Here is a 25,148-nt window from a genome sequence, read left to right on the forward strand (position 1 = left end):
ATGAAGGTTGGAATTGTTGGTGCAGGTATGGTTGGCTCGGCAGCGGGCTATGCAATAGCCTTGCGGGGCACGGCCAGTCAGGTGGTTTTTGTCGATTACAAACCCGAATTTGCCATAGCGCAGGCGCAAGATATTGCGCATGCGACGCCTTTTGTCTCTTCAACGGTGGTTACGGCTGGCGATTATGATGCTCTTGAAGGGGCTGACATCGTGATCCTGTCTGCTGGCGTCGGTCAGAAACCCGGAGAAAGCCGCATTGATCTTTTGGCGCGCAATGCCGAGGTGTTCAAACAGATCATTGGCAAGGTGCTGGCTGTGGCGCCAGATGCCATTCTGCTGGTTGCCTCAAACCCGGTTGACATCATGACCCAGATCGCAACGCGGCTGTCCGGCCTTCCTCCGCATCGTGTGATCGGTTCGGGCACCATGCTGGATACGGCGCGCTTCCGCCATCTGATCGGGCATCATCTGGGCATTTCGCCTCAGTCTGTTCATGCCTATGTGCTGGGTGAACATGGGGATAGTGAGATACTTGCCTGGTCGTCTGCGCGGGCAGGGGCTTTGTCCGTCGAGGAGTTCGCAGCCAATATCAAGTTTCCGCTTACCGCCTCCGTCAAGGACAGGATCGATGATGGTGTGCGCAATGCTGCCTACACGATTATCAACGGCAAGGGGGCGACGTGGTATGGCATCGGTGCCGGGCTTGAACGCATTGTGAGGGCGATTGCCAAGGATGAGAAAGCGGTGCTTTCGCTTTCGATCGTGACGCCGAATGTGGAAGGGGTGCGCCATGTTGCGCTCTCTGTCCCCCGTGTTATCGGACGCAACGGCATTGAGCTGGATCTTTTGCCCGAGCTTGATGAAGCCGAACATGAAGCCTTGCGCAAGTCGGCCAGCATGCTCAAGGAAACTGTCGACGCCGTCAAATTCCACAGCTGAGGTAAAATCAGATACCAGAGCAGACAAGAGGGGCGTTGAGCCCCTTTTTCATCGTTTGCACTATTCAGCCTATACCAGTCTATGCAGCTTACAATATCGCCAGCGAGGTTGCTCTGGTTGGCGGTGGGAAGAGCCGATCCAGCTCGTAAAGCGTCTCATCATTAAGGTCGATTTCGAGCGTGCGGGCGTTTTCTTCCACATGCGCCACTGTTCCTGCCTTGGGAATGGCTACAATCCCGGATTCGCGAATAACCCAAGCCAGAGCCAGTTGAGCCGGTGTGAGATCCAGATCCGAGGCGAGTGATTTAAGCTCCGGCTTTGATAACAGCCGGGCCTGCTCAATGGGCGAATAGGCCATGATGGGCAGGCCATCTTCTTGTGATTGGGGGAGCAGATCCCATTCGATACCGCGGCGGGTGAGATTATAGAGCACCTGATTGGTCGCTACCTGTTCGCCGCCTTGCGTACTCATCAGTTCGGTCATGTCATTGGGATCGAAGTTGGAAACGCCCCAATGACGGATCTTGCCTGCCTGCTGGAGCTCTTCGAAGGCCGCGATGGTTTCTTCCAAGGGGTGAGGGCCGGGCCAATGGAGCAAATAAAGATCCAGCCGGTCTGTACCCAGACGGGAGAGGGAAGCTTCGCATGCTTCGAGTGTGCCTTCGTGGCTGGCATTGAAGGGCAAAACCTTGGAGACGAGAAACACATCATCGCGAATGGGGGCTATGGCTTCGCCAACCACACTTTCCGACTTGCCAGATCCATACATTTCCGCTGTATCGATGAGCGTCATGCCCAACTCGACCCCGCGGCGCAAGGAGGCGACTTCGTCGGCTTTGCGGGATGGATCGTCGCCCATATACCAAGTGCCTTGCCCCAATGCGGGCACGACGTCCTGATGTGCGAATGTGATTGTTTTCATGGTGGTTCTCTCCCTCAGGCGCTTATGGGATGCGATCAGATCGTTGGGAGAATGTCACCACAAGTCTGCGATTATTGCAAATGGTGGTTTAGTGAGGCGTGGAATATTCAACCAGATCCCAGAGGTTGCCATAAAGGTCTTCAAAGACCGCAACAGTGCCATAGTCTGCTTCCAGAGGTGGTCTTATGAAGGAGATGCCCCGCTCCTGATAAAGAGCATAGTCACGCCAGAAATCGTCTGTTTCAAGGAAGAGGAACACACGGCCTCCTGCCTGATCTCCGATATAGCCTGCTTCGTGCTCATTTTTGGCGCGGGCCAGCAACAGAGAGGTTTTCCCCTCTCCCTTGGGGCGCACCACGACCCAGCGTTTGTCCTGCGCGGGCTGATAGGTGTCGTCAATCAGCTCAAAGCCTAGCTTTTCGGTATAAAAGGCAATCGCCTCGTCATAGTCACGCACGACAATGGCAATAAGGGACATGGATTGAGACATCGCATTCGCCTTTCTGGGATCACTCCTCGATCTCTTCGGACATTTCGAGCCATTTTTCTTCCAACTTGTCCAGCAGGGTGGCGAGGTCGGAGCGGTCCTTGGAGAGTTTGGCGCCTTTTTCTGGGAATTTGGCGAAAAGATCCGGATCGGCGAGCATATCATCGATCTTGCTCATGCGGTCGCGGATCTTGTCCATGTCGCGCTCTGCGGCTTGAATCTTGCGGCGCAAGGGGGCCTGTTCCTTGCGCTTTTCAGCGGCGGAGCGGCGTTTTTCCTGTGCCTGATTGGCCTCATTGGCCGCCGCCTTTTCCTTTTGCGTGCTGTCGGGGCTGTTGCGAGAGCTGAGCAACAGGCGGCGGTAGTCTTCCAGATCGCCATCATAGGGCTTGCAGGTGCCATCATGCACCAGCCACAGGCGATCCACGCAGGCTTCCAGCAAGTGTCGGTCATGGGAGATCAGTAGCACAGCGCCTTCATAGTCGTTGATGGCATGGACCAGCGCTTCGCGGCTGTCGATATCAAGATGGTTGGTCGGTTCGTCAAGGATGAGCAGATGCGGACCATCGAAGGTGGCCAGCCCCAGCAAAAGGCGCGCCTTTTCGCCACCGGAGAGGCTTTTGGCCGGGATGTCCATCTTCTCGGTGCCGAGGCCCATTTGGGCGACGCGTGCCCGCACCTTGGGTTCGGTGGCATCCGGCATCAGGGTGCGCACATGGTCATAGGCGCTGTCATTGGGGCGCAATTCATCCAGCTGGTGCTGGGCGAAAAAGGCGATCTTGAGCTTGCCTGCGCGGAAAATGGTGCCGTCCTGAACGTCCAACCGGTCGGAAATCAACTTGGCAAAGGTGGATTTGCCGTTGCCGTTGGCCCCCAGAAGCGCCAGACGATCATCTGGGTCAATGCGCAAGCTCATATTCCTGAGGATCGGTTTGCTGTCTTCATAGCCGACAGACGCCTTCTCCAACCGAATGATCGGTGGGGCAAGGCCTTTTTCCGGATTGGGAAAATGGATCGGCTTGACGTGATCTTCCATCACCGCTGCGATGGGAGACATTTTCTCCAGCGCTTTCAGGCGGCTCTGCGCTTGCTTGGCCTTTGAGGCTTTGTAGCGGAAGCGTTCTACGAAAGCTTCCATATGTTTGCGCTGCTCTATCTGCTTGGTGCGCATCTTCTGCTGCAACTCAAGCTGCTCACGACGGGTGCGCTCAAAATTGTCATAGCCGCCGCGATAGGCAGTCAGTTTCAATTGATCGAGATGGGCGATATGGTCCACGGCTTTGTTGAGCAGGTCGCGGTCATGGCTGATGATCATCACCGTGTAGGGATAACGGGAGATGTAATTTTCCAGCCACAGGGTGCCCTCAAGGTCGAGATAGTTGGTCGGCTCGTCGAGCAACAACAAATCCGGTTCGGAAAAGAGAATGGCAGCGAGCGCGACACGCATGCGCCAGCCGCCGGAAAAATCGGCTGTGGGGCGGGCCTGCGCCTCAGCATCAAACCCCAGCCCATGCAGGATGGTTGCGGCGCGTGCTTCGGCGGAATGGGCGCCGATATCGGCAAGGCGCAGCTGGATTTCCGCAATCCGTTCCGGATCGGTTGCCGTTTCGGATTCGGCGAGCAGACGGGCGCGCTCCAGATCAGCCTTCAGGACGAATTCAAGCAGGCTTTCTTCAGACGCGGGCGCTTCCTGCGCAACCTGACCGACGCGCGCGCCTCTGCGAATCGTGGCCGTGCCGCTTTCGGGCGCGATGTCTCCGACCAGTAGCTTGAACAGGGTGGATTTGCCCGTGCCATTGCGCCCGACGAGGCCCATTTTACAGCCTTCGGGAACAACGAGCGTGGCATCTTCCAGCAGTGTCCGGCCAGCGATGCGATAGGTGAGGTTATTGATATGCAGCATAATGGGTGCCTTTTGCCTTATTTCATCGTCGATGGCAATCGCTGCCGATGCAATCTCTTGGCTTGATCCTTTTTTGCAACAGTGAATACAACTGTTTCGCGTGCCTTGAGGACAAAGAGCAAGTGTTTTGCAACTTGTGCTGGCCAATCTGGCTCGCTCCCTGCATTATGCGCAGCCCCGAAACCCTTTGAGGAATGTATGATGACGATCAAGCTATATGATTTGTGTACCGCAGACAGGGCCCTCCGCTTTTCTCCAGCCTGTTGGCGCACCCGCATGGCTCTGGCTCACAAGGGACTTGAGGTGGAAACGGTTGCGACGCTGTTTACCGAGATCAAGTCCATTGAGGGAGGTGGGCAGACCACTGTTCCTGTGATAGCTGATGGTGACACTGTCGTTCGGGATTCTTTTGCCATCGCTTTATATCTGGAAGATACATACCCGGATCTGCCCTCGCTGTTTGGCGGAGAAGGCGGGCAGAAGATGGCGCACTTCATTGATCGCTGGGCCAATGCCGTTGTCGACAAGCAACTGGTTCGCTTTTGTCTGCTGGATATTTACAATCGGTTGGATGAGAAGGACCAACCCTATTTCCGCACCACCCGTGAGAAACGCTTCGGCTGTGCGCTCGAAGAGGTGCCGGATCGTTCTCCAGACCGCCTTGATGCTTTCCGAGAAAGTCTTCTGCCCATGCGCCTTGCATTGCGCGATCAGGCATTTCTCGGCGGCGAGGCTCCTCTCTATGCGGACTATAGTATTTTCGGTTCATTCCAATGGGCGCGTATGGTCTCTGATTTTGTTCTGTTAGAAGAAGATGATCCGGTTGCACAGTGGTTTGATCGTTGTTTGGATCTGTATGATGGCTTGGGGTGTAGTCCTAAAGTATAATTCACTTGTGTAGTTCTGATCTTCTTTGTGTCCAAATGAATATAAATTCGCGTCTATTTGGTTTCGTTGGCATTTCGGCGGGTTTTTTCTTGCGGGTGCTTTGGGGGCAGGCTATACAGCGGCGCAATGCAACCTGCTGACGCAGGGAAGAGGTGCGTCGGCTATGGTGAAGCAAAGTCAAGAGGGGAGATGCCATGGCTATCGAACGCACTTTTTCCATTATCAAACCAGATGCAACAAAGCGCAATCTTACCGGCAAGATCACAGCCAAGCTGGAAGAGGCTGGATTGCGCGTCGTTGCCTCCAAGCGCATCCGTATGAGCAAAGAGCAGGCCGAAGGCTTTTATGCCGAGCATCAGGGCAAGACATTCTTTGCGGGGCTCGTTGATTTCATGATTTCCGAGCCGGTCATCGTTCAGGTTCTAGAAGGTGAGAATGCCATTCTTCTTAACCGGGAAGTGATGGGCAAGACGAATCCTGAAGAGGCCGATGAGGGGACCATCCGCAAGGAATTCGCCCTTTCCATGAGCGAGAACTCGGTTCACGGATCTGATTCACCGGAAAGCGCTGCGCGGGAAATTCAGTTTTTCTTTTCCGATGATGAGATTGTCGGATAAGCCAGACCATCTGGTTCGCTGATTTAAGCCTCCGAGCCTTGAGTGTCGGGGGCTTTTCTATATTCAGATCTGCCATTTGATGACAATTGTTTGATTTGGGCCGTAAAATTGGCCTGCCGGATTGCTCTCATCAATGGAATCAGTAAATTGGCGACATCGGTTTTACTTTTTGAGGGAATATTCATGTTCAGATTTGGAAGCGGTTACTCTGTTTTGGCTGCGGCTGCGATCTCCTTGACGATGCTTGGCGCTCCGGCCAATGCGGATGGGTTGACGAAAGATCTTTATCGCGCGCGCATTGTGGATTTCTGCCTGTATGATCGTTGGCCCAAGGCCAAGGATGACGAGACGGATGGCATTCTCTCTGCTTGCAAATGTGCAGCCAAAGAGTTCGTGGATAGTCTTGAGGGCAAGGATCTTGAACGCGCTCTTAAGAGCGGCAAGCCGGGCTGGGGGCAGAAACGCACGATCTTGAGTAACTATGCGTCTTGTAACAAATAGTTCCAAGTTGCCGATTTGAGAAATGAAAGAGCCGATGAATGGATATCGCATTCATCGGCTTTTCTTTGTCTATGATAGAGGTTGGTTCGACGCTCTAGTGGAACAGAAAGCGGTCTGAGGGCTGCTTGTCGTCTTCGTCTTCTTTTATGATCACGCGCATGCCATCAACGCTTGTCCGGTCGGCTGCGACCAGTGCCAGCGCGCGTGGATAGACCTTGTGCTCCATGACGAGGATGCGTGCGGCCAGGCTGTCTTCGTCGTCATCATCCAGAACAGGTACGGCGGCTTGGGTGATGATGGGGCCGGAATCCATATCGGCGCGGACGAAATGCACGGTGCAACCGGCAAGGCGGCAGCCTGTGTCGATGGCGCGCTGATGGGTATGCAGACCCTTGAAGGATGGAAGCAGCGAGGGGTGGATGTTGAGCATGCGATCATGCCACTTTTCCACGAAGCCCGGCGTCAGAATACGCATGAAACCGGCGAGCACCACCAGTTCGATGTCATTGGCTTCCAGCACGGACTGGATTTCCGCATCAAACGCCTCGCGGTCGCCCTTGAAGGGGCGATGATCGACAACGGCCGTGGCGATGCCTTCACGCGCGGCGGTTTCAAGGCCCTTGGCGTCGGCATTGTTGGCCAGCACGAGGGCGATGTCGGCGGGATAGTCTTCTGCTCTTGCGGCTTCGAGAATCGCGGTCATGTTGCTACCGCGCCCTGAAATCAGGATCGCGGTGCGCTTTTTTGCCTTGGACATGACGGCTTAGCTCCCGAAATTGATCATGCTGTCATAGACGACCGCATCGTCTTCGCGGTCTGCCAGCGTGCCCAGCTTGAAGGGGGCTTCGCCTGCTTCGCCAAGAGTGGCGATCACGGCATCTGCTTTTTCTGGCTCGGCGACGATGATCATGCCGACACCGCAGTTAAAGGTGCGCAGCATTTCCTTGTCGGCAACACCTCCCAGTTTCTGCAACCAGCCAAAGACTGGCGGAGGCGTAACTGCGGCGAGATCAAGATGGGCAGCTAGACCGTCAGGCAGGACGCGCGGGATATTTTCAGGGAAGCCGCCACCGGTGATGTGAGCCAGTGCCTTGACGCCGCCTGTTTCGCGAATGGCCTTGAGGGTGGAGCGCACATAAATGCGGGTCGGCTCCAGCAGGGCTTCGCCAATGGACTTGCCATCAGCAAAGGAAGCCGGGCTGTCAAAAGTCAGCTTGTTTGCTTCCAGAATGCGGCGCACCAGCGAGAAGCCATTGGAATGAACGCCCGATGAGGCCAGCCCGATGAGGACATCGCCTGCTTTGACATCCTTGGGCAACAGCGTGCCGCGTTCGGCAGCCCCTACGGCAAAGCCTGCCAGATCATAATCGTCCTTGGCATACATGCCGGGCATTTCGGCGGTTTCACCACCGATCAAAGCACAGTTGGCTTGCTTGCAGCCCTCGGCAATGCCTGCGATCACATCGGTCGCCGCTTCGACATCAAGTTTGCCAGTGGCAAAATAGTCAAGGAAGAACAGAGGCTCGGCGCCCTGAACAACAAGATCGTTGACGCACATGGCAACCAGATCGATGCCGACGGTGTCATGCTTGCCGGTTTCGATTGCGACTTTCAGCTTTGTGCCTACACCATCGTTGGCCGCCACCAGCACCGGGTCGGTGAAGCCTGCCGCCTTCAGGTCGAACAAGCCACCGAAGCCGCCAATTTCGGTGTCCGATCCTGACCGAGCCGTGGCCTTGACGATGGGTTTGATGGCCTTGACCAGGGCGTTGCCCGCATCAATATCCACGCCGGCATCTGCGTAGGTTAGGTTGTTTGGGGCGGAGGATTTAGTTTCTTGGGTCTGATCGGACATAGTGGATCCCTGACACAAATTACGACGCGTTTTCTTTGCCCCTGAGACACACGAATTTCGCTGCAATTGCAAGCCCTCTTGCGGCTTTATGAGCGCAAAAAGCGCGGTTTTGCGATTCTGTAGCGTCATTTAGGCACGTGGATGCGTGCCAGTTGCAGGCCAAAGGGGAGAAGTTGATTGCCTGCACCTGAATGAACAGGCATGCTGAAAGCCTGTGGCTGAGCATTGGATAGGCTGTTCAATTTGTTTTTGTCATCAAAGGAACATATCCATATGCCCTTGGGTTTTGATATAAGGAGCCCGACCTCTTAAATGATTTGAGCGGACGTTGAGGGCTACATGGTCAATCGGCTTGAGGTCAAACGGCTTGGGGAATGAATATGACGTTGCAAAAACAGTTTATCGTCTGGATGTGTGCTTTTGCCGCCTTCGTGCTGTGCATTTACGTGTTCAGTGGGATCTTGCTGCCCTTTGTTGCCGGAATGGCGCTTGCCTATCTCCTCGACCCTGTAGCCGATGCTTTTGAGCGCCTTGGCATGAACCGGCTGTGGGCGACCATTTCGGTGCTGATGATTTTCGTGCTGATCTTCATTCTGCTGCTGGTGCTGATTGTGCCGGCTCTGGCGCATCAGATGGCGGGTTTTAGCCAGAAAATGCCTGAATATGTTGCCTCCCTGCAGTCCATGATCAGCAACAGCACATCGGACTATATGCCCAAATTCCTCTCTAACTTTGATGCGGAGAGTCTGCAGAATAATATCAAGGATATTGTCGCGCAGGGGGCCTCATGGGCCGGTCAGTTGCTCAAGTCGGTATGGAATGGCGGGCAGGCCGTTTTGAACATGTTGGCACTGCTGGTCATTACGCCGGTGGTTGCGTTTTATCTGCTGCATGACTGGGACCGCATGGTGAATACCATCGACGGCTTCCTGCCGCGCGATCATAGAGAAACGATTCGGGATCTGTTCGATCAGATTGATGAGAGCGTTTCCGGCTTTGTGCGCGGGCAGATCTTGGTGGGGCTCATTCTGGGGACATTCTATGCCATCTGCCTGTCGCTGGTGGGCCTTAACTTCGGCCTGTTGATTGGGTTGATTGCCGGTATCATCAGTTTTGTGCCTTATGCGGGGGCAACCATCGGGCTGATTCTGTCGGGTGGTGTTGCCATTGTGCAATTCTGGCCGGATCCGATTCCCATCGGGTTGACCATTGGTGTGTTTGCTGTCGGGCAGTTTCTTGAAGGCAACATCTTGCAGCCGCGGCTTGTAGGCGAGCGGGTGGGGCTGCATCCGGTGTGGCTGATGTTTGCATTGCTGGCGTTTGGATCCCTGTTCGGGTTTGTGGGCATGTTAATCGCTGTGCCGGCAGCGGCCGCGATTGGCGTTGTCGTGCGGTATATTCTTGACCAGTATGTGCATTCTCCGCTCTATCGTGGCTATCATCAGGTCCCTGCTGATGGCAATGGGGCTGGCGATGAAGCCAAACCGGAATAACAATAACAACAAGACGGGCTCCGTATCTGCGACAAGAACGGATGTCTGAAATGAAGGCTGGCGTGAGGAAATTCGATGGGTTCAGCAAAAATAAGTGATCAGATGCCCTTACAGCTCCCTCATGAAGCGGCGATGGGACGGGAAGATTTTCTGCGAGGTCCATCTAACAGGGCCGCGTTTGACATGATTGATCTGTGGCCGAACTGGCCCGCGAGTTGGTTGTTGCTGGCAGGGCCGGTTGGGGCGGGCAAGTCGCATCTTGCCAATATCTGGCAAGAGCGCAGCAACGCAATGATCGTGAATGTCGCGGATCTGAATGATGCGGACCCCACCGAGCTGGTGCAAAGCGGGGCCATCGTGGTTGAGGACGCGGACAGCCCTGAACGGGACGATACCGCCCTGTTCCATTTGCTCAATGCTGCGCGTGAAGCACGGGCTTATGTGCTGATTACCGCCCGAAACTGGCCTGAAAGCTGGGGGGTCGGTTTGCCCGATCTCATGTCCCGGTTGCGCCTGACGACACCGGTCGAGATTTACGAGCCCGATGACGAGCTGTTACGCAGCGTGCTTGTCAAACTGTTCGCGGATCGTCAGCTCTCTCCAGACCCGAGTGTGATTGAATATATTCTCATGCGCATGGAACGTTCTATTGGCGCGGCACTGGTGATTGTGGAGGCTATTGACCAGCAGGCTTTGGCGCAGCATCGCACCATAACGCGGCCGTTCGTGTCTTTGATTCTCAAGGAACTCTCAGACAAGGCTGACGGGCTCGTGCCCTAAATGGTCGGTGGCTCAAGGTCGGGTGCTTGAAGAGGATTGCTTCTCGCAGGCCTCAAACCCTCAAGCTTCCATGTTGATATCTGATCGGGCACAATATCCGCATTGTGACAAGCGTCACATAACTGCTAAGGTGTTTCTATATTCGCTGGTTCAGTGCGCCCTGAATGTCGATGCCTGATTGTTTCAGCTGTTTGAGAATGGGCGCGGAGTGTTTTCGTTTTCTCCTTGATTCCATGGCCTTGCATGAAGAAGGGGGAGACGGTAACGGCAGAACAGAAGCCGCACCCCTTGACGATGGGGCGATGCAGCTTCCTCATTCAAGAGTGACGGACGGACCTCTATGTCTGATATCAATGAAACGCATCCATATTCATCACCAGAACCTGTTGGCGCTTCTGACGCCGGTGTGCCTGTTGTTTCCGACGAACCGAGCGTGGAAATGCGTCCCAGCCAGGAAGAAATCGAAGCTTTGATGGCCAGTCCGGGGCGGTTCGTGAACCGGGAGCTTTCATGGCTCGGCTTCAACAGTCGCGTGCTGGAAGAAACCGAGAATGCGAACCATCCTTTGCTGGAGCGCCTGCGCTTTCTTTCCATTTCCGCCAGCAACCTTGATGAATTTTTCATGGTGCGTGTAGCTGGTCTGAAAGGCCAGAAGCGGGCAGGTATTACATCGATCAGTGCAGACGGTCTTGATGCCGGGCAGCAACTGGTCAAGATCAACGCAGCAGTGAATGAGCTGGTGGATCGTCAGCAAGCTTGCTTCAAGGATTTACGCCTGTTGCTTGAAGAGGAAAAGATCCTTCTGATTGAGCCGAAGGATCTGACCGATCAGGATATGCAGGTTCTGGAAAAGGCATTTCTTGAAGATATCTTCCCGGTGCTGACCCCGCTTGCGGTCGATCCGGCCCATCCGTTCCCCTTCATTCCCAATCTGGGCTTCTCGCTGGCTCTCAATCTCAAGGGCGGGCATGGCCATGGTGATCTGACGGCCATTGTCCGCATGCCCAATGCCTTGAAACGCTTTGTGACACTGCCAAGTGTTGCTGAAGCTGAAGATAGCCACCGCTGCATTCTGCTCGAGCAGGTCGTCTCGCTGTTTATCGATCGCATTTTTCCCGGCTATGAAGTGATCAATATCGGCTCTTTCCGGGTTATTCGCGACTCGGATCTGGAAATCGAGGAAGAGGCCGAAGATCTGGTACGGCATTTTGAAAGCGCGCTGAAGCGTCGTCGCAGAGGGTCGATCATTCGTCTGGAGTTGGAAACCTCGACAGATGAAGACCTGCGTAATTTCGTTGCGCATGCTGTTGATGTGGATGATGATGAGGTCGTTGATATCGATGGGCCGCTGGGCCTGAGTGATCTGTCCGAACTGGTCAAGCTGGATCGTCCAGAGCTCAAGTTCAAGAGCTACAATGCACGCTTCCCTGAGCGGATTCGCGAGCATAACGGCGATTGCTTCGCCGCCATCAAGGAAAAGGACATTGTTGTCCATCATCCTTATGAGAGCTTTGATGTCGTGGCGCAGTATTTGCTGCAGGCAGCTTTGGACCCTGACGTTGTTGCTATCAAGCAGACACTTTATCGGACATCCAAGAATTCTCCCATCATTCGTGCCCTGATCGAGGCGGCGGAAGCGGGCAAGTCCGTGACGGCGCTAGTCGAGTTGAAGGCGCGTTTTGATGAAGAGGCCAATATCGGTTGGGCGCGTGATTTGGAGCGCGCTGGTGTGCAAGTGGTATTTGGCTTTATCGAGCTGAAAACCCACGCCAAATTGTCGATGGTGGTGCGTCGCGAAGAGGGCAAGCTGGTCACCTATTGTCATATTGGCACGGGCAACTATCACCCGATCACGGCCAAGATCTACACGGATCTCAGCTTCTTCACCGCCGATGAAGAAATCGCGATGGATGTGGCCCGTGTGTTCAACTTCATCACCGGATATGCCGAACCGGACCATCTCAGGAAGTTGCTCGTTTCTCCTTACACCATGCGCAAGTCCTTGCTTGAGCATATCGAGAATGAAATCGAGCATGTGCGGGCCGGGCGTCCGGGGCGCATTTGGGCTAAGGCTAATTCGCTTGTTGATCCCACCCTGATCGATGCGCTCTATCGCGCCAGTCAGGAAGGCGTGAAGATCGATCTTGTGATCCGCGGGATCTGTTGTCTCAGGCCGCAATTCCCGGGTCTGTCCGATAATATCCGGGTCAAATCGATCGTTGGACGGTTCCTTGAACATTCGCGTATCATTTGTTTCGGCAACGGTGAGGAATTGCCAAACAAGGAAGCCATCATCTATTTCGGGTCTGCCGACCTGATGCCGCGTAATCTGGACCGCCGGTGTGAAACCTATGTTCCGGTTACCAACCCTACGATCCATGCTCAGGTTCTTGATCAGATCATGGTCGCCAATATAATGGACAATCAGCAAAGCTGGGAAATTCTGCCCGATGGCTCATCGCGCCGAATTCAAGCTGCGGAGGGCGAACAGCCTTTCAATGCGCATAGCTTCTTCATGACCAACCCAAGTCTTTCAGGGCGAGGTGACTCACTAGAAAATGACTCTCCAAGGGCATTCACAGATCGAATCCAGCGATAAGAATCTGGACAAACTCACCATGCAGGGGCGGATCAGTGGATCTGTTCCTGTTGCTGTGGTTGACATCGGTTCAAACTCGGTGCGCCTCGTCATGTATGAGCGCGAGGCACGTGCGCCGGTGCCGATGTATAATGAAAAGCATCTGTGCGGTTTGGGGCGCGGCGTCGGCGTAACCGGCAAGCTTGAGGAAAAGGCCGTGGATGCCGCTTTGGCGGCTTTGCGCCGGTTTCGTTTCCTCATGGATACTGCGGGCGTGAAGAATAAATATGTTCTGGCCACGGCCGCTGCCAGAGACGCCAGCAACGGACCGGATTTTCTGCGACAGGTGGAAGAGATTTGCGGCATTGAGGCTCTGGTGCTTTCCGGAGAGGATGAGGCGCGCAAATCGGCTCTTGGTGTTGTTTCAGCAATGCTGGACCCTTGTGGCGTGGTTGGGGATCTGGGGGGCGGAAGCCTTGAACTTGTGTCTGTTGATGGCCAGACACTGGGTGTCGGTGCCACTCATCCGCTGGGTGGTCTGCGTTTGCAGGACATGTCTGAAGGCTCTGTGAAGCAGGCCCAGAAAATAGCCAAGAATGAGCTGGTCCAATCAGAACAGCTGAAGGAACTTGAGGGCAAGACCTTTTATGCCATCGGTGGCACCTGGCGTGCCTTGGGCAAGCTGCATATGGCCTCGGTGGGCTATCCCCTGCATGTGATGCATCATTATGAAATAGATGGCGAAGAGGCTTTGGAATTCTGCCATCAATGCATTCGGGATGACATTGAAGATTTCTCCGGCATCAGTGCTGTTTCCAAATCACGACGCAGCCTGCTTCCCTATGGCGCGGCGGTGCTTCATGAAGTGATCAGGAAGGGGAAGCCCAAGCGGATCGTTTTCTCCTCTTTGGGGGTGCGTGAGGGGCATTTGTATGAGCTGCTGCCAGCAGAGATCCAGCAAGAAGATCCGTTGCTTTCTGCCTGCGAGGACCTTTGTGTGTTGCGCTCCCGCTCGCCACAATATGCCCATGAGCTGGCCGATTGGCTCGACAAGGTCTATGAGGCGCTCGAAGTTGCGGAAACCGATTATGAAAAACGTTTGCGGCGGGCTGCCTGTCTGTTGACGGATATGGGCTGGCGGGCGCATCCGGATTATCGGGGCACTCAAAGCCTTAATGTCATCGCCCATAGCACCTTCATTGGCATCGACCATCCCGGTCGGGCCTATCTGGCGATGTCGAACTATTTCCGCCATGAAGGCTTGTCCGGGGCCAAACTTTCCGGGCGCATGCGGGAGATGAGCAATCTGCATCTGCGCACCATGGCGCAGATCACTGGGGCTGCCCAGCGGCTCGCGCATGCTGCCGTTGGCGATTTGCCGGGCGTGCTTGACCGTCTGGATATTCGTTTAGCGGATGACACGGCGGTGTTGACGCTGCCTGACGACCTCAAGATGCTGCGCCATAGCAAGCTGGAACGGCGCTTTACCAGCTTCGTTAGATTGCTGGGTTATGACGCGCAAATTGTTTGAACTCGGAGCTGATCGGGGAATGGAGTCTGTCGCTCAATGAAGGAACAAATGGATCAAGATGCTCACTGGATTGTCGTTCATGGCGTATTGGGAGAAGGAGGCACTATGCAGCCGGTCTCCGTGGAGGCCTGTTATCGTGACAGAGCTCCTTATGGTGAGTATGTGCTGTTTGCCGCCAGTGACCCGGAAGCTATCGAAGAGGGCAAGATCTCGATCGTCGATTATGCCTATCTGGCTGAGGTCCGCGTTACTTTCGAGGAAGACTTGGTTGGTGAGGGGGCAAACAATATCGACTGGTGCTTTGATGATTTCGCCGAGCAGGGAGACCGCTTTGCAAAGGAAGTCTGGCCCAGTTGGCAGGATGTACGGCTGATCGACATCTCCGATAGCATTTTCCCGCCCGGCGCGGATTTCGTCATGGCGAAGAGCGTTCTGTCCGTTGAGGAGAATTCCGCGACATGGGTGGAAGTGACCCGCATCGAGGCTGAACAGCCTGCCGAGTTGGCTCTGACCTTCTCAAAGGTCGAGCGCAACCGGTTGCTGGAAGTCAAGGCCGTTTTGAAAGAGGATCAGTTGCCGGTGGCTCTTGTCTCCGCGCTCTGGGAACAACTGGTCGCGCGCTTCCGTGATTTGCCCTATATGCAACTGGTTGGCGCGGAGCGCATCGAGCCGGAGGATGAGGATGAAGATTTCGTCATCGATTCCATCGGAGAGGTTGCCGGCGAGGCTTGAACAAAGCTGGATAAGCTTGATAAAGACTTGCTAAGCTCGATATAGATCGGCGAAGCGCTTATTAGTTGCCTCAGAGCTGGTCATCGGGCGTGAACATGACCGGCTGATTGCGCAGCTTGCTTTGCGAGAAATGATAAAGCGCAACCATGGCCGCCGCAAAGCCTGCAAAGGCACCAACCCCAAGTGCCCATCTAGGCCCCAGGTTATCCGCAACCCATCCCACAATGGGAGCGCCAATCGGGGTGCCTCCCATGGTGATGGCAAAGCGCAGGGCCATCACGCGTCCTCGCATTTCCGGATCAGTAGAAAGCAGCATCAGCGCGTTTGATGTGTTCAGGAAGGTCATGGCCGACAGGCCGACCAGAATAAGCGTTATGGCAAACCACCAGTAACCCGGGGTCATGGCTGCAATCAGGCAGCCAAAGCCGAACATAGCTGTGCCGATGAACAGGGTCTCAAAACGCGGGCTTTCTCGCCCTGCGGCCATCAGGGCCCCCATCAGCGTACCGATAGCGGAAAAGGTCGTCAGCAGACCGTAGCCTTGCGCATCGGCATGAAACAGTTTCACGCCCATGGTGGAAATGTAGATCGGGAAATTCATGCCGAAAGTGCCTATGAGAAACAGCATGATCAGCATGACGCTCAAGTCTCTGCGCCCGAAGGCATAGCGGAAACCGTCCATGATGCCCTTGGTTGACCGGCGGGCATATACGCTCGGCTGCAGCTCGGATTTGCGTAGCAGCAGGAGCGAAAGAAGTACAGCGCCGAAAGACAAACCATTGATGATAAAGGCAGGGCCCGTATCAAAGGCGGCAATCAAAAGCCCCGCAACGGCAGGGCCGATCATGCGGGCACTGTTGAAGGAGGTCGAATTGAGGGCGACAGCGTTGGAGATATCTTTCTTGGCGACGAGTTCGCTGACGAAGGTCTGTCGGGTGGGAGCATCAAAGGCAGCAGCGCATCCGAACAGGAATGCCAGCAGATAGACATGCCACAGCTCGGCAAGCCCTGTGATGACAAGGGCGCCAAGGATCAGGGACAATGTGCCCATGATGGTCTGGGTTGCGATCATCAGTTTGCGCCGATCAAACATATCGGCCACCAGGCCGGTGATCGGGAATAGCAGTAGCTGGGGACCAAACTGGAAGGCCATGGTCATGCCCACGGCCGAGGCGCTATGGTCGGTCAATTCGGTCAGGACTAGCCAGTCCTGCGCGGTGCGTTGCATCCATGTGCCGATGTTGGAAATCAGGGCACCCGCGAACCAGAGGCGGTAGTTGTAAGTACTCAAAGAGCGGAAAACCGCTCGGAAATTCAAAGTCATCCAATAATTCCAGCAACGCTTGGCGCAGTTGACCAAGACTCGCAACAATGAGGTATTTCCCAGACTTCGAGACGATTGAGAGCCCTCGGAAGGGCGGCATTTGACGCCGCATCAAGGGCAGAATGAGGCTTGTATGATGGGACGCAAAAGCTGCATCTCGAAAGAATCCTGGACAAAATGGAAAACTTGCCCTGGATCCTGACCCGTCTTGGTACAAGTGGGACTTATTAAGAGCTCTGTCTTAAAAGGATTGTCGGGCTTTGTCCAGCATGCGGGAGCCAGTGAGCGCAGATATGCGCTCACATTATGATGATGTCTCTGGCTGCTTTGCCTTGCGGCTCTTGCCGGAGCGCTTGCCATTTTTGTTCTGGGCTGGCAATTCGGGTGGGTCGCATTCAATCGTACCAACACGCTTGCCTTCAAGGCGTAGAGCCATTTCGCCGCGTTTGATACGCAGTGCATATTGCCCGAACAGTTCCTTGCGCCAGCCTTTGAGCGCAGCAACATCGGCATCGTCATCACAGGCGATCTTTTCAAGATCATCGACAGTGGCAATGACCTTGGCAGCCACACCATGACGCTCGGACACCAGCTTGAGCAACACCTTCATCAGGTCAACGGCGGCCCCTGAGCCTTCCGGCTGGTTCTTGCCTTTGGGCACATCTGGCAATTCGGTTGCCGGAATGTCAGCCACTTCATGCATCAGTTGCAAGAGGTCCTGACCGGCCTTTGAACGCTCATAGCCCTTGGAGATGGAGCGCAGCGCGGTGAGAGCTTCCGGTGTCTTTGGCTGATGGATGGCCAATTCGAAAATGGCTTCATCCTTCAGGATGCGGTTGCGGGGCACATCGCGCGATTGCGCTTCGGATTCCCGCCATGCGGCCAGCATTTTAAGGGCAGCAAACTCGCGCGGCTTGCGGATGCGCAACTTCATGCGCTTCCAGGCGTTGACAGGCGCGGTGTAATAGGTGTCCGGAGAGGTGAGAATCTTCATCTCTTCCTGAACCCATTCGCTGCGGTTCTGTTCATCCAGATTGGCATGAAGGGCGTGATAGACGTCGCGCAGATGCGTTACGTCTGCCAGAGCATATGTAAGTTGCTTTTCAGTGAGCGGACGGCGGGACCAATCGGTATAACGATGGGATTTATCAAGACGCGTGCCGGTGAGGCGCTGAACGAGCTGGTCGTAGGATATGGAATCACCAAAGCCGCACACCATGGCAGCGACCTGACTGTCAAACATGGGCGAAGGAATGAGATTACCCATATGATAGATGATTTCTATGTCCTGTCGGCCTGCATGGAAAACTTTCGTCACGTTTTCATCAGCCATCAATTCAAAGAATGGCGCAAGATCAAGCCCTTCTGCGAGCGGATCTATAAGAAACGCATCGTCAGGGGAGGCCATCTGGATGAGGCAAAGTTTCGGCCAATAGGTCGTTTCACGCAGAAATTCCGTATCTACGGTTACGTAGGGGTGCTCTGCGCATTTTTTGCAAGCGTCTGCCAGCTCGGCAGTAGTCGTGATCGTCTTCATTGGGCTCGCTTATATCGAACATTTCGTCTTTTGTCGCCAATTCTTTGCAAGGACTCGGCTGGCAATGGGGATTATTGCAGTGTGTTGCTGCAAAAAGCCACCGCTATTGGGAAAAATTGCCAATTTTCTTAACGGCGTAGACCGTCACTCTTTTGTTGCATAGCTATTGGGAGAACTTTTGTTTGGAACTTTTCCATGATTTAATTTTTGGGGACGATTGGTCATCGTCTTTTTCCGAAACAGCCTCTTTGTCGGATTGCATCATGGAAATAAGAAAAGAAACGGCCGCGGATTTCGACGCGATCATGAATGTAACACTGGCCGCAGCCAGACAGCATCAGCTTGGAAAGCAGAATGGCTATTTCACGTTGAATGAATTGCGCAAGTCTGGTCTCGTAACCCTGTCGCTCGTTGCCGAGGTTGATGGGACTATCGTTGGTCATGTCGCTTTTTGTCCGGTGCGTGTGTCCGGGGGCGATAAAGGTTGGTATGCGCTGGGGCCGGTTTCGGTTCTGCCTGAGTGCCTCAGCCAGGGGATCCGCAAGGCTTTGATTGCGGAAGGACTGGAGATGCTCCGGCAGATGCATGGCAAGGGCGTCGCACTTGTCGGGGATCCCGACTATTTCAAACCGCTCGGCTTTATGAATGCGCCTGAGATGGCCAGCGTGAAGGATATGGCTGACGAGTTCCTGATCATGTCTTTCGATAACCGGATGCCCTATGGGCGGATGGAGTTTCCTGAAGGTTTTTTTGCCGCTCGATAGGAGGCTTTTGGCCAGACTTTGGCCAGACTGGAGCAAACCCCCAAGCTTTTTTCGAAAAAGCCATCGGTTTTGGGCTGTTTGGCTTGACACCTTGCGCGCAGAGATGCAGGGTCCGGCCAGATTTTTAACATAGGGCGTAGGTTCTGCGCCCTTTTTGCGTTGAAACCGAGAGAATTGCGCTTTATGAAAGGCGGGACGATTTATCGGTTGAAGTTTCAATTCGAGATGTGAGCTTTGCCATTTGATGCAAATCGCAGGCGCCATCTCAAGCATCAGGGTTTATTCATGCATCCTTATCGCAGCCATACCTGTGGCGATCTCAGAGAGAGCCATGTGGGCGAAACCGTTCGCTTGTCCGGTTGGGTACACCGTGTCCGTGACCATGGCGGTCTTCTTTTCATCGATTTGCGCGACCAGTATGGTCTGACCCAGGTCGTGGCCGATCCGGATTCCCCAGCCTTCACCGACGCTGAAAAAGTGCGCGGTGAATGGTGTATTCGTATCGAAGGCGAGGTCAAAGCCCGCTCTGAAGACACGATCAATGACCAGCTGCCGACCGGCCAGATTGAGATTTTTATCTCCAAGCTGGATGTTCTTGGTGCTTCCAAAGAGCTGCCGATGCCGGTCTTTGGTGAGCCGGATTATCCCGAAGATACACGTCTCAAATTCCGCTTCCTGGATTTGCGCCGTGAAACCTTGCACGCGAACATCCTGAAGCGCTCTGCCATCATCGCTTCTGCGCGTCGTCGCATGAACGAAATCGGATTCAACGAATTCCAGACCCCGATCCTGACGGCTTCTTCGCCGGAAGGCGCGCGTGACTTCCTTGTTCCTTCGCGCATCCATCCGGGCAAATTCTACGCATTGCCGCAGGCTCCGCAGCAGTTCAAACAGCTTCTGATGATGTCCGGTTTCGACAAATATTTCCAGATCGCTCCTTGCTTCCGCGATGAAGATCCGCGTGCAGACCGTCTGCCGGGTGAATTCTATCAGCTCGATATGGAAATGAGCTTTGTTGAACAGGAAGACGTGATCACCACGATGGAACCGGTCATTCGCGGCCTGTTCGAAGAATTCGCCGAGGGCAAGCCTGTTACGCAGGACTTCCCACGCATTCCTTACAAGGAAGCGCTGCGCAAATATGGCTCTGATAAGCCTGACCTGCGTATTCCGATCGTTATGGAAGAGGTTTCCGACCACTTCCGCGGCTCCGGCTTCAAGATCTTTGCGCGCATGCTCGAAGACAGCACCAACGAAGTTTGGGGCATTCCGGCCAAAACCGGTGGTGCTCGGACCTTCTGTGACCGCATGAACAGCTGGGCGCAGGGCGAAGGCCAGGCTGGCCTTGGTTATATCTTCTGGCGCAAGGGCGAAGACGGATCTCTGGAAGGGGCAGGGCCTCTTGCCAAGAATATCGGTCCGGAACGCACTGAAGCCATCCGCACCCAGCTTGGTCTGGATGCCGGGGATGCCTGCTTCTTTGTTGCCGGTGATCCGAAGAAATTCTACGACTTTGCCGGCCGCGCCCGTAACCGTGTGGGCGAAGAACTGGATCTCATTGATCGCGACCGCTACGATCTGTGCTGGATCGTTGACTTCCCGATGTATGAGTGGAACGAAGACGAAGAGAAAGTGGACTTCTGCCACAACCCGTTCTCCATGCCGAAAGGTGCGTTGGAAGGGCTGGAAAACACGGATCCGCTCGAACTGGACGCTTATCAGTATGACATCGTCTGCAACGGCTATGAAATCGGCTCTGGTGCCATTCGTAACCACCAGACCGAAGTCATGAAGAAGGCTTTCGAGATTGCCGGTTACAGCGAAGAAGTTCTGCAGGAACGCTTCGGCGGCATGTATCGTGCCTTCCAGTATGGCGCTCCTCCGCATGGTGGAATGGCTGCCGGTATGGACCGCATCATCATGCTGCTCTGTGGTACGCCGAACCTGCGTGAGATCTCCCTGTTCCCTATGAACCAGCAGGCTGAAGATCTTATGATGGGCGCTCCAAGCGACCCGACCAATCAGCAGCTTCGTGAGTTGCACCTGCGACTTAATCTTCCAGAATAAGAAATCTCTGGAATCTTCTGATTTACAAAGAAAAGGCGGCTTTTAAAGCCGCCTTTTCTATTTCTGTATTCTGCACTGATGAACGAAGATGCCGTTAATTGTCGTTGGCGATCACGCCAATGGCCAGCAGATATGGAATCTGCTGCGGTGCGGTGGCCGCGACACCCAAAAGCTGAGCAACTGGCACTGGATTGGATGGGTTGAGGCTTACCATCAGGCTTTGCGGATCTTTCAGGAACATGTCGACTTCTTTCACTACGGAGTCGTAAAAAGCCGCCTCCGTGAAGCCGCTCAACACAGCACGAAGCTGCATCGATGCCATTTCGCGTGTCTGGTCCGGTCCCATGCCCATGGTAACGCCTACCAATTTGATCAAATCATCCAGTCCGCCCAGATCCTTGAGCGTCAGGGATGCAGGAAGCACTGAGGCGGTTGCCATGGCTGCTTGCGCCGTTTCCGGGTTCTCGAGATAATCACGCATGATGCCGCCTGCGCCAAGAGAGCCGGAAAGGGAGACGATATTCGGCAATTCCAACATGATCGGGCTGATTTGGAAGGTCTGGCTTTCATCGTCCCACGTCATGGCCAGCTCTTCATTGATCGTCACGCTATCAAGTCCGAGCTGATCAAGAAGGACTCCGGCAAGGGGATGCTGCAGCATGGACTTGGCAATCGTGAGATTGTCGATCTTTGTGGTGACTTCTGCCGGAATAGCCAATCCTATCCGGTCATAATGCAGATTTACCTCATTGGCCGAGAGCGCGTTACCCTTGCTGTCTTCATAGGCGAGGTCTTTAAGGGCAAGGGTGAGTGCATTCGGGCCAAGCTTGACAGCTTCGCTACCCTGCGGTGGGTTGCCCTTCATGGAATTGAATATTGCCTGCTTGATCAGTTGGTAGTCGGCAAATTCAAGATCCTCAATGGCGAGACGGCCAAGTTTGAAGCTCATTGCGGGTGGTCCGGCATAGGTCATTCCGGAAATGGACGATTCCTCAATGCCATAGCTGCTGAAACCTGCCTGCCGGATCGAGTCGAAGCCAAGCGTGGCTTTCTGGCCAAGGTAAGGGCCACTGGGAAGCGTGATGCTTGCCTCAGTCTTGCCAATTTCCGTAAGGCCCATGGCGAAGCTTCTGGCCAGGTCAAAACCGGATTCAATTAATGCCTGCTGGTCCTCTTCGGACAAGTCATCCGGATTGAGATCTTCGGCAATCATTTTGTCGAGGAGTGGCACCAGATAGGTAGCCGGCTGTTTGACTGTGATGTCCGACTGGCTGGCCGGGCCGATCTTTATTTCAGCGAGATTCGGGACAGATACGTTGATACCCGCCATTTCGCTCTTTTCCAGAACGGACTTGGTACCTTCGATAGGGGCCGCGTTGGGGTCGATGACGCTCAACAGAGCGCCTATGTCATAGCCTTCGTAACGGGTCTTGTTGATGGTGTAGGTGACTTGGGCTGGGTTGCCCTGAGCCAGATCTGATTCTGGGGGGAAACTGTTCTTGCCATCGAAGACCATGTCAGTTTTCTGATAGGCAACTTCATAGCTGCCGATCCTGCCATTTTTGACATCCGATACCTGCATTGGCCCCGTTTCTGTGGTCTGCACAGCGTCCTGATAGGCATCCACATATTGCTTGGCGATCATCCCTTCGACGGAAGTGTTTTCATATCGCGTCTGCATGAGTAGCGGGCGGATATAGTCCATCACGCTGCCGATCGGCCGCGATGGAGCAAGCTTGAACTCGCCAAGGAAGGGGGAATAGGCCGCTGTTATGGTGCTTTTGCCCGTGGTTTCCAGCTTCAGGTGAGTGTCGTCAGCTGTTCCCGGAGCATCAATATCGAATGAGCCAGTCATTGTATCAATGGTCATGCTGTCATAGGCATAACCGGCCTCTTCAAGACGAAGTCCGGTGTAGACAGCGGTCGGCAAAGCAATCTTGAGGGCGATTTTCAGCTCGCTTTTGCTCTTGCCCTCTTTTGATATGCCATCAGCCGCCGTGTCGTCGCTTTCCTCGCTGAAGGTGCGCTTTGTAGGAACTGGCAGGGAAAAGTCGGTCTTGAAGACAAGATTTTGAACGGTCAGGCTATCCGTTGCCTCGTTATAATGAACGGAACCGTTTGTTGCTGTCAGCAATCCGGACTGATTCATGTCTTTGAAAATCGCGTCCCAAGCTGTTTCCGCATCGCTTTGGGCATGCACCAGAGCGGTGGAGACAAGAAGGAAGCCGAGGGTAAGACTTGTACGTTTCATAGAAAGTGAGCCTCATTTACAAGAAGAAGATCTGCGAAAATGATTGATAACAAATGCTCGGAAACAAATGTTTGTGCAGGTTTTTTACGGTCTTGGCATGGTTTGACGCATGCCGCATTGCTCCTGTCGATGGATAAGGGAGTCGGTTACGAAATGTCTAGGATCGATTCTAGCATCCCTTGAGTTTCAACGCTTCTATTTTGAGAATGTGTTGGACTAATGTCGCCCAGATTTCATAACGGCAATTTACGCAACACTATCGCGCTTTGATTATGGTTAATCCTCTGTTAGCCGCAGCGGATTATTCTCTTGCCAGAGAAGGGAAGTGCGCCTTGAAGAATCGGTTTCGGTCCATAATTTTGCTATTTCTTGGCGTGGTCCTGGGAATTTTCCCGGTGTTTGCCGCCCATATAGCCATGCGCGACTATCTGATGGGCCGGGGGGAGCGTTTCCTGGATCAGACAGCGCAGCGTACGCTGGTGCGGGCCGAGACCTTTGTTCAAGAAGCCATCGATGTTTTCTCTGCTTTGCCTCATTTCCGCGTTCCCGTTTGCGACAATGCGCTTCAGGAGCGTTTCCGCGGAATGATGCTGCGTCACTCGGTGCTGCATGATGTCGGGCTTATTTATAATGGTGAGTATATGTACTGCTCTTCTATCAAGGAGAGCACCAGCTTCCAGCCTACGTCATCGCAGGTGATCGGCGCAGTTGATCATTTGAGCTACCGGGCGGTGCGCGATAGTTTGACAGGCAAGGAAGGTTTGCTTGTTCAATGGCATATCACTGAGTTTGTTTCGATTGGCGGGTTCATTCTTGTGGAGAATTTCGTTCCGCAGGGCATGCAGACGGATTATGTCGATTTCTACCGCATTTCGATGAAGCTGAAAAATAACGAGACTATCACCGAAAGCACGCCGGTTAGTCGACTGCGCCAAAGGGCGCCCTTCTATTCGTTCGAGCCTGATCCGAATTGGGTCAAAGATCTGATCACCCACGAGGTCAATTCTTCGCGCTATCCGCTAACGGTCTCTGTTGCTCTGCCTTTTTCGGCGGTGTGGGATTCCTTTGGCGGCGTGATGCGGGTCGTTGATGGTCTTGGTATTCTGACCGGTGCGTTGATCATGTTCTTCTTTGTCCGGATGGGGCTGCGCAAGCCGGATCCGTATGTCAGTCTGGAGCAGGCGATCAAGCGTAAGGAATTTGTGCCCTACTATCAGCCCATTCTTGATATCCAGAGCGGCAGGCTGGCTGGCTGTGAGGTTCTTGTCAGATGGCGCAAGCCGGATGGGACGATCCTTTCTCCCGGCCATTTTATCGATGTGGCTGAAGCCTCGGGCCTGGCCCTGCCGATGACCGCGCTGCTGATGGAGCAGGTGGCTGAAGATCTCTCCGAGAGCTACGCCAAGCATCCGAACCTGAAGGTTGCGATCAATCTGTTCAATAAGCATTTTGAGGATCTGGCCATCGTGCGCGAAGTAGAGCAGGTCTTTGGCAATTCTGGCGTGCGGTTTGAACAGCTCGTTCTGGAAGTGACCGAGCGGTTGCCGTTGGAAAATCTGGACCGGGCGCGGGCCATCATTGCAAGGTTGCAGGAACTTGGCATTCGGGTGGCGCTTGATGATGCCGGTACAGGCCATGGTGGTTTCGCCTATCTGCAAAAGCTGGGCATGGATATCATCAAGATCGACAAACTGTTTGTGGACACCATCACGGCAGAGACTGAAACCGTCCCGATCATCGATTCTCTCAGTCAGATGGCCAAGGGCATGGATATGGTCGTCGTTGCTGAAGGCGTAGAGACCGATGAGCAGCTTGACTATCTGCGGCGCTCGGGGATCGACGAAGCACAAGGTTTTCTCTTCTCTCCGGCTCTGCCGGCTTCTGCCTATCTTCAGTTGGTCGGTGCGTTGGGTGGAAAAAACCAGAAGAAGAAACAAATTCCAGCTGCCAACAAGGACAATGTGAAAACCGTCTCCTGA

At 54.3% G+C, this 25,148-nt stretch carries 20 protein-coding genes; 12 read left to right on the plus strand and 8 right to left on the minus strand.

Going from position 1 to position 25,148, the window contains the following annotated elements:
* A complete protein-coding gene (locus ACKPCT_RS04425; protein WP_319568505.1) occupies positions 1-939 on the plus strand; it encodes an L-lactate dehydrogenase in 939 nt (312 codons plus the stop codon).
* 88 nt (positions 940-1,027) lie between these two features.
* On the opposite strand, the gene ACKPCT_RS04430 is transcribed toward ACKPCT_RS04425, so the two are convergent.
* From ACKPCT_RS04430 to ACKPCT_RS04440, 3 genes are all read right to left on the minus strand, one after another.
* Positions 1,028-1,861: an aldo/keto reductase gene (locus ACKPCT_RS04430; protein ID WP_319568506.1), complete on the minus strand. Its 834-nt coding sequence runs from the start codon at positions 1,859-1,861 to the stop codon at positions 1,028-1,030.
* Positions 1,862-1,949: 88 nt separating this feature from the next.
* Entirely contained in the window at positions 1,950-2,351 is a 402-nt protein-coding gene (locus ACKPCT_RS04435) for a VOC family protein (RefSeq protein WP_319568507.1), read from the minus strand.
* A gap of 19 nt (positions 2,352-2,370) precedes the next feature.
* Entirely contained in the window at positions 2,371-4,251 is a 1,881-nt protein-coding gene (locus tag ACKPCT_RS04440; RefSeq protein ID WP_319568508.1) for an ABC-F family ATP-binding cassette domain-containing protein, read from the minus strand.
* 198 nt (positions 4,252-4,449) lie between these two features.
* Between ACKPCT_RS04440 and ACKPCT_RS04445 the strand changes: the two genes are divergently transcribed.
* From ACKPCT_RS04445 to ACKPCT_RS04455, 3 genes are all read left to right on the plus strand, one after another.
* Positions 4,450-5,139 (plus strand): glutathione S-transferase family protein, encoded by a 690-nt coding sequence (locus tag ACKPCT_RS04445; RefSeq protein WP_319568509.1) that lies wholly within the window; start codon positions 4,450-4,452, stop codon positions 5,137-5,139.
* A gap of 194 nt (positions 5,140-5,333) precedes the next feature.
* Positions 5,334-5,756, plus strand: a complete 423-nt coding sequence (ndk, locus tag ACKPCT_RS04450) for a nucleoside-diphosphate kinase (RefSeq protein ID WP_319568510.1) — start codon at positions 5,334-5,336, stop codon at positions 5,754-5,756.
* A gap of 183 nt (positions 5,757-5,939) precedes the next feature.
* On the plus strand, positions 5,940-6,257 hold the full coding sequence (locus ACKPCT_RS04455; RefSeq protein ID WP_319568511.1) for a hypothetical protein: 318 nt from the start codon (positions 5,940-5,942) through the stop codon (positions 6,255-6,257).
* Positions 6,258-6,351: 94 nt separating this feature from the next.
* Here the strand turns inward: ACKPCT_RS04455 and purN are convergent, their stop codons facing one another.
* The gene (purN, locus tag ACKPCT_RS04460; RefSeq protein WP_319568512.1) at positions 6,352-7,014 is read right to left on the minus strand and encodes a phosphoribosylglycinamide formyltransferase; all 663 of its coding nucleotides are present in this window, start codon (positions 7,012-7,014) and stop codon (positions 6,352-6,354) included.
* 6 nt (positions 7,015-7,020) lie between these two features.
* Positions 7,021-8,112, minus strand: coding sequence for a phosphoribosylformylglycinamidine cyclo-ligase (gene purM / locus ACKPCT_RS04465; protein ID WP_319568513.1), 1,092 nt, complete (start codon positions 8,110-8,112; stop codon positions 7,021-7,023).
* Positions 8,113-8,492: 380 nt separating this feature from the next.
* Between purM and ACKPCT_RS04470 the strand changes: the two genes are divergently transcribed.
* From ACKPCT_RS04470 to ACKPCT_RS04490, 5 genes are all read left to right on the plus strand, one after another.
* On the plus strand, positions 8,493-9,605 hold the full coding sequence (locus ACKPCT_RS04470; protein WP_319568514.1) for an AI-2E family transporter: 1,113 nt from the start codon (positions 8,493-8,495) through the stop codon (positions 9,603-9,605).
* A gap of 75 nt (positions 9,606-9,680) precedes the next feature.
* Positions 9,681-10,385 (plus strand): HdaA/DnaA family protein, encoded by a 705-nt coding sequence (locus ACKPCT_RS04475; RefSeq protein WP_090071723.1) that lies wholly within the window; start codon positions 9,681-9,683, stop codon positions 10,383-10,385.
* A 340-nt stretch (positions 10,386-10,725) separates the two neighbouring features.
* Positions 10,726-12,984 (plus strand): RNA degradosome polyphosphate kinase, encoded by a 2,259-nt coding sequence (locus ACKPCT_RS04480; RefSeq protein WP_407652454.1) that lies wholly within the window; start codon positions 10,726-10,728, stop codon positions 12,982-12,984.
* 19 nt (positions 12,985-13,003) lie between these two features.
* Positions 13,004-14,494, plus strand: coding sequence for a Ppx/GppA family phosphatase (locus tag ACKPCT_RS04485; RefSeq protein ID WP_407062715.1), 1,491 nt, complete (start codon positions 13,004-13,006; stop codon positions 14,492-14,494).
* Positions 14,495-14,542: 48 nt separating this feature from the next.
* Entirely contained in the window at positions 14,543-15,226 is a 684-nt protein-coding gene (locus tag ACKPCT_RS04490) for a hypothetical protein (protein WP_319568515.1), read from the plus strand.
* A 70-nt stretch (positions 15,227-15,296) separates the two neighbouring features.
* Here the strand turns inward: ACKPCT_RS04490 and ACKPCT_RS04495 are convergent, their stop codons facing one another.
* A complete protein-coding gene (locus tag ACKPCT_RS04495; protein ID WP_090071714.1) occupies positions 15,297-16,550 on the minus strand; it encodes an MFS transporter in 1,254 nt (417 codons plus the stop codon).
* 304 nt (positions 16,551-16,854) lie between these two features.
* On the minus strand, positions 16,855-18,087 hold the full coding sequence (gene rnd / locus ACKPCT_RS04500) for a ribonuclease D (protein WP_319568516.1): 1,233 nt from the start codon (positions 18,085-18,087) through the stop codon (positions 16,855-16,857).
* 263 nt (positions 18,088-18,350) lie between these two features.
* On the opposite strand from rnd, the gene ACKPCT_RS04505 reads away from it, so the two are divergent.
* Complete coding sequence (locus tag ACKPCT_RS04505) at positions 18,351-18,851, plus strand: GNAT family N-acetyltransferase (protein ID WP_319568517.1); 501 nt, start codon at positions 18,351-18,353, stop codon at positions 18,849-18,851.
* A gap of 285 nt (positions 18,852-19,136) precedes the next feature.
* The gene (gene aspS / locus ACKPCT_RS04510) at positions 19,137-20,918 is read left to right on the plus strand and encodes an aspartate--tRNA ligase (protein WP_319568518.1); all 1,782 of its coding nucleotides are present in this window, start codon (positions 19,137-19,139) and stop codon (positions 20,916-20,918) included.
* A 94-nt stretch (positions 20,919-21,012) separates the two neighbouring features.
* Here aspS and ACKPCT_RS04515 read toward each other — a convergent pair whose 3' ends face one another.
* Positions 21,013-23,169, minus strand: coding sequence for a hypothetical protein (locus tag ACKPCT_RS04515; protein ID WP_319568519.1), 2,157 nt, complete (start codon positions 23,167-23,169; stop codon positions 21,013-21,015).
* A gap of 395 nt (positions 23,170-23,564) precedes the next feature.
* Between ACKPCT_RS04515 and ACKPCT_RS04520 the strand changes: the two genes are divergently transcribed.
* Positions 23,565-25,148 (plus strand): EAL domain-containing protein, encoded by a 1,584-nt coding sequence (locus ACKPCT_RS04520; protein WP_175528025.1) that lies wholly within the window; start codon positions 23,565-23,567, stop codon positions 25,146-25,148.

The sequence above is a fragment of the Cohaesibacter marisflavi genome (genome assembly GCF_963665895.2).
In the GTDB taxonomy this organism is placed as follows: Bacteria; Pseudomonadota; Alphaproteobacteria; order Rhizobiales; family Cohaesibacteraceae; genus Cohaesibacter; species Cohaesibacter marisflavi.

Bases quoted from the DNA above. Each gene is read 5' to 3' on its own strand.
- ACKPCT_RS04425 (WP_319568505.1), top strand. From the start codon at position 1: ATGAAGGTTGGAATTGTTGGTGCAGGTATGGTTGGCTCGGCAGCGGGC.
- ACKPCT_RS04430 (WP_319568506.1), bottom strand. From the start codon at position 1,861: ATGAAAACAATCACATTCGCACATCAGGACGTCGTGCCCGCATTGGGG.
- ACKPCT_RS04435 (WP_319568507.1), bottom strand. From the start codon at position 2,351: ATGTCTCAATCCATGTCCCTTATTGCCATTGTCGTGCGTGACTATGAC.
- ACKPCT_RS04440 (WP_319568508.1), bottom strand. From the start codon at position 4,251: ATGCTGCATATCAATAACCTCACCTATCGCATCGCTGGCCGGACACTG.
- ACKPCT_RS04445 (WP_319568509.1), top strand. From the start codon at position 4,450: ATGATGACGATCAAGCTATATGATTTGTGTACCGCAGACAGGGCCCTC.
- ndk (WP_319568510.1), top strand. From the start codon at position 5,334: ATGGCTATCGAACGCACTTTTTCCATTATCAAACCAGATGCAACAAAG.
- ACKPCT_RS04455 (WP_319568511.1), top strand. From the start codon at position 5,940: ATGTTCAGATTTGGAAGCGGTTACTCTGTTTTGGCTGCGGCTGCGATC.
- purN (WP_319568512.1), bottom strand. From the start codon at position 7,014: ATGTCCAAGGCAAAAAAGCGCACCGCGATCCTGATTTCAGGGCGCGGT.
- purM (WP_319568513.1), bottom strand. From the start codon at position 8,112: ATGTCCGATCAGACCCAAGAAACTAAATCCTCCGCCCCAAACAACCTA.
- ACKPCT_RS04470 (WP_319568514.1), top strand. From the start codon at position 8,493: ATGACGTTGCAAAAACAGTTTATCGTCTGGATGTGTGCTTTTGCCGCC.
- ACKPCT_RS04475 (WP_090071723.1), top strand. From the start codon at position 9,681: ATGGGTTCAGCAAAAATAAGTGATCAGATGCCCTTACAGCTCCCTCAT.
- ACKPCT_RS04480 (WP_407652454.1), top strand. From the start codon at position 10,726: ATGTCTGATATCAATGAAACGCATCCATATTCATCACCAGAACCTGTT.
- ACKPCT_RS04485 (WP_407062715.1), top strand. From the start codon at position 13,004: ATGCAGGGGCGGATCAGTGGATCTGTTCCTGTTGCTGTGGTTGACATC.
- ACKPCT_RS04490 (WP_319568515.1), top strand. From the start codon at position 14,543: ATGGATCAAGATGCTCACTGGATTGTCGTTCATGGCGTATTGGGAGAA.
- ACKPCT_RS04495 (WP_090071714.1), bottom strand. From the start codon at position 16,550: ATGACTTTGAATTTCCGAGCGGTTTTCCGCTCTTTGAGTACTTACAAC.
- rnd (WP_319568516.1), bottom strand. From the start codon at position 18,087: ATGAAGACGATCACGACTACTGCCGAGCTGGCAGACGCTTGCAAAAAA.
- ACKPCT_RS04505 (WP_319568517.1), top strand. From the start codon at position 18,351: ATGGAAATAAGAAAAGAAACGGCCGCGGATTTCGACGCGATCATGAAT.
- aspS (WP_319568518.1), top strand. From the start codon at position 19,137: ATGCATCCTTATCGCAGCCATACCTGTGGCGATCTCAGAGAGAGCCAT.
- ACKPCT_RS04515 (WP_319568519.1), bottom strand. From the start codon at position 23,169: ATGAAACGTACAAGTCTTACCCTCGGCTTCCTTCTTGTCTCCACCGCT.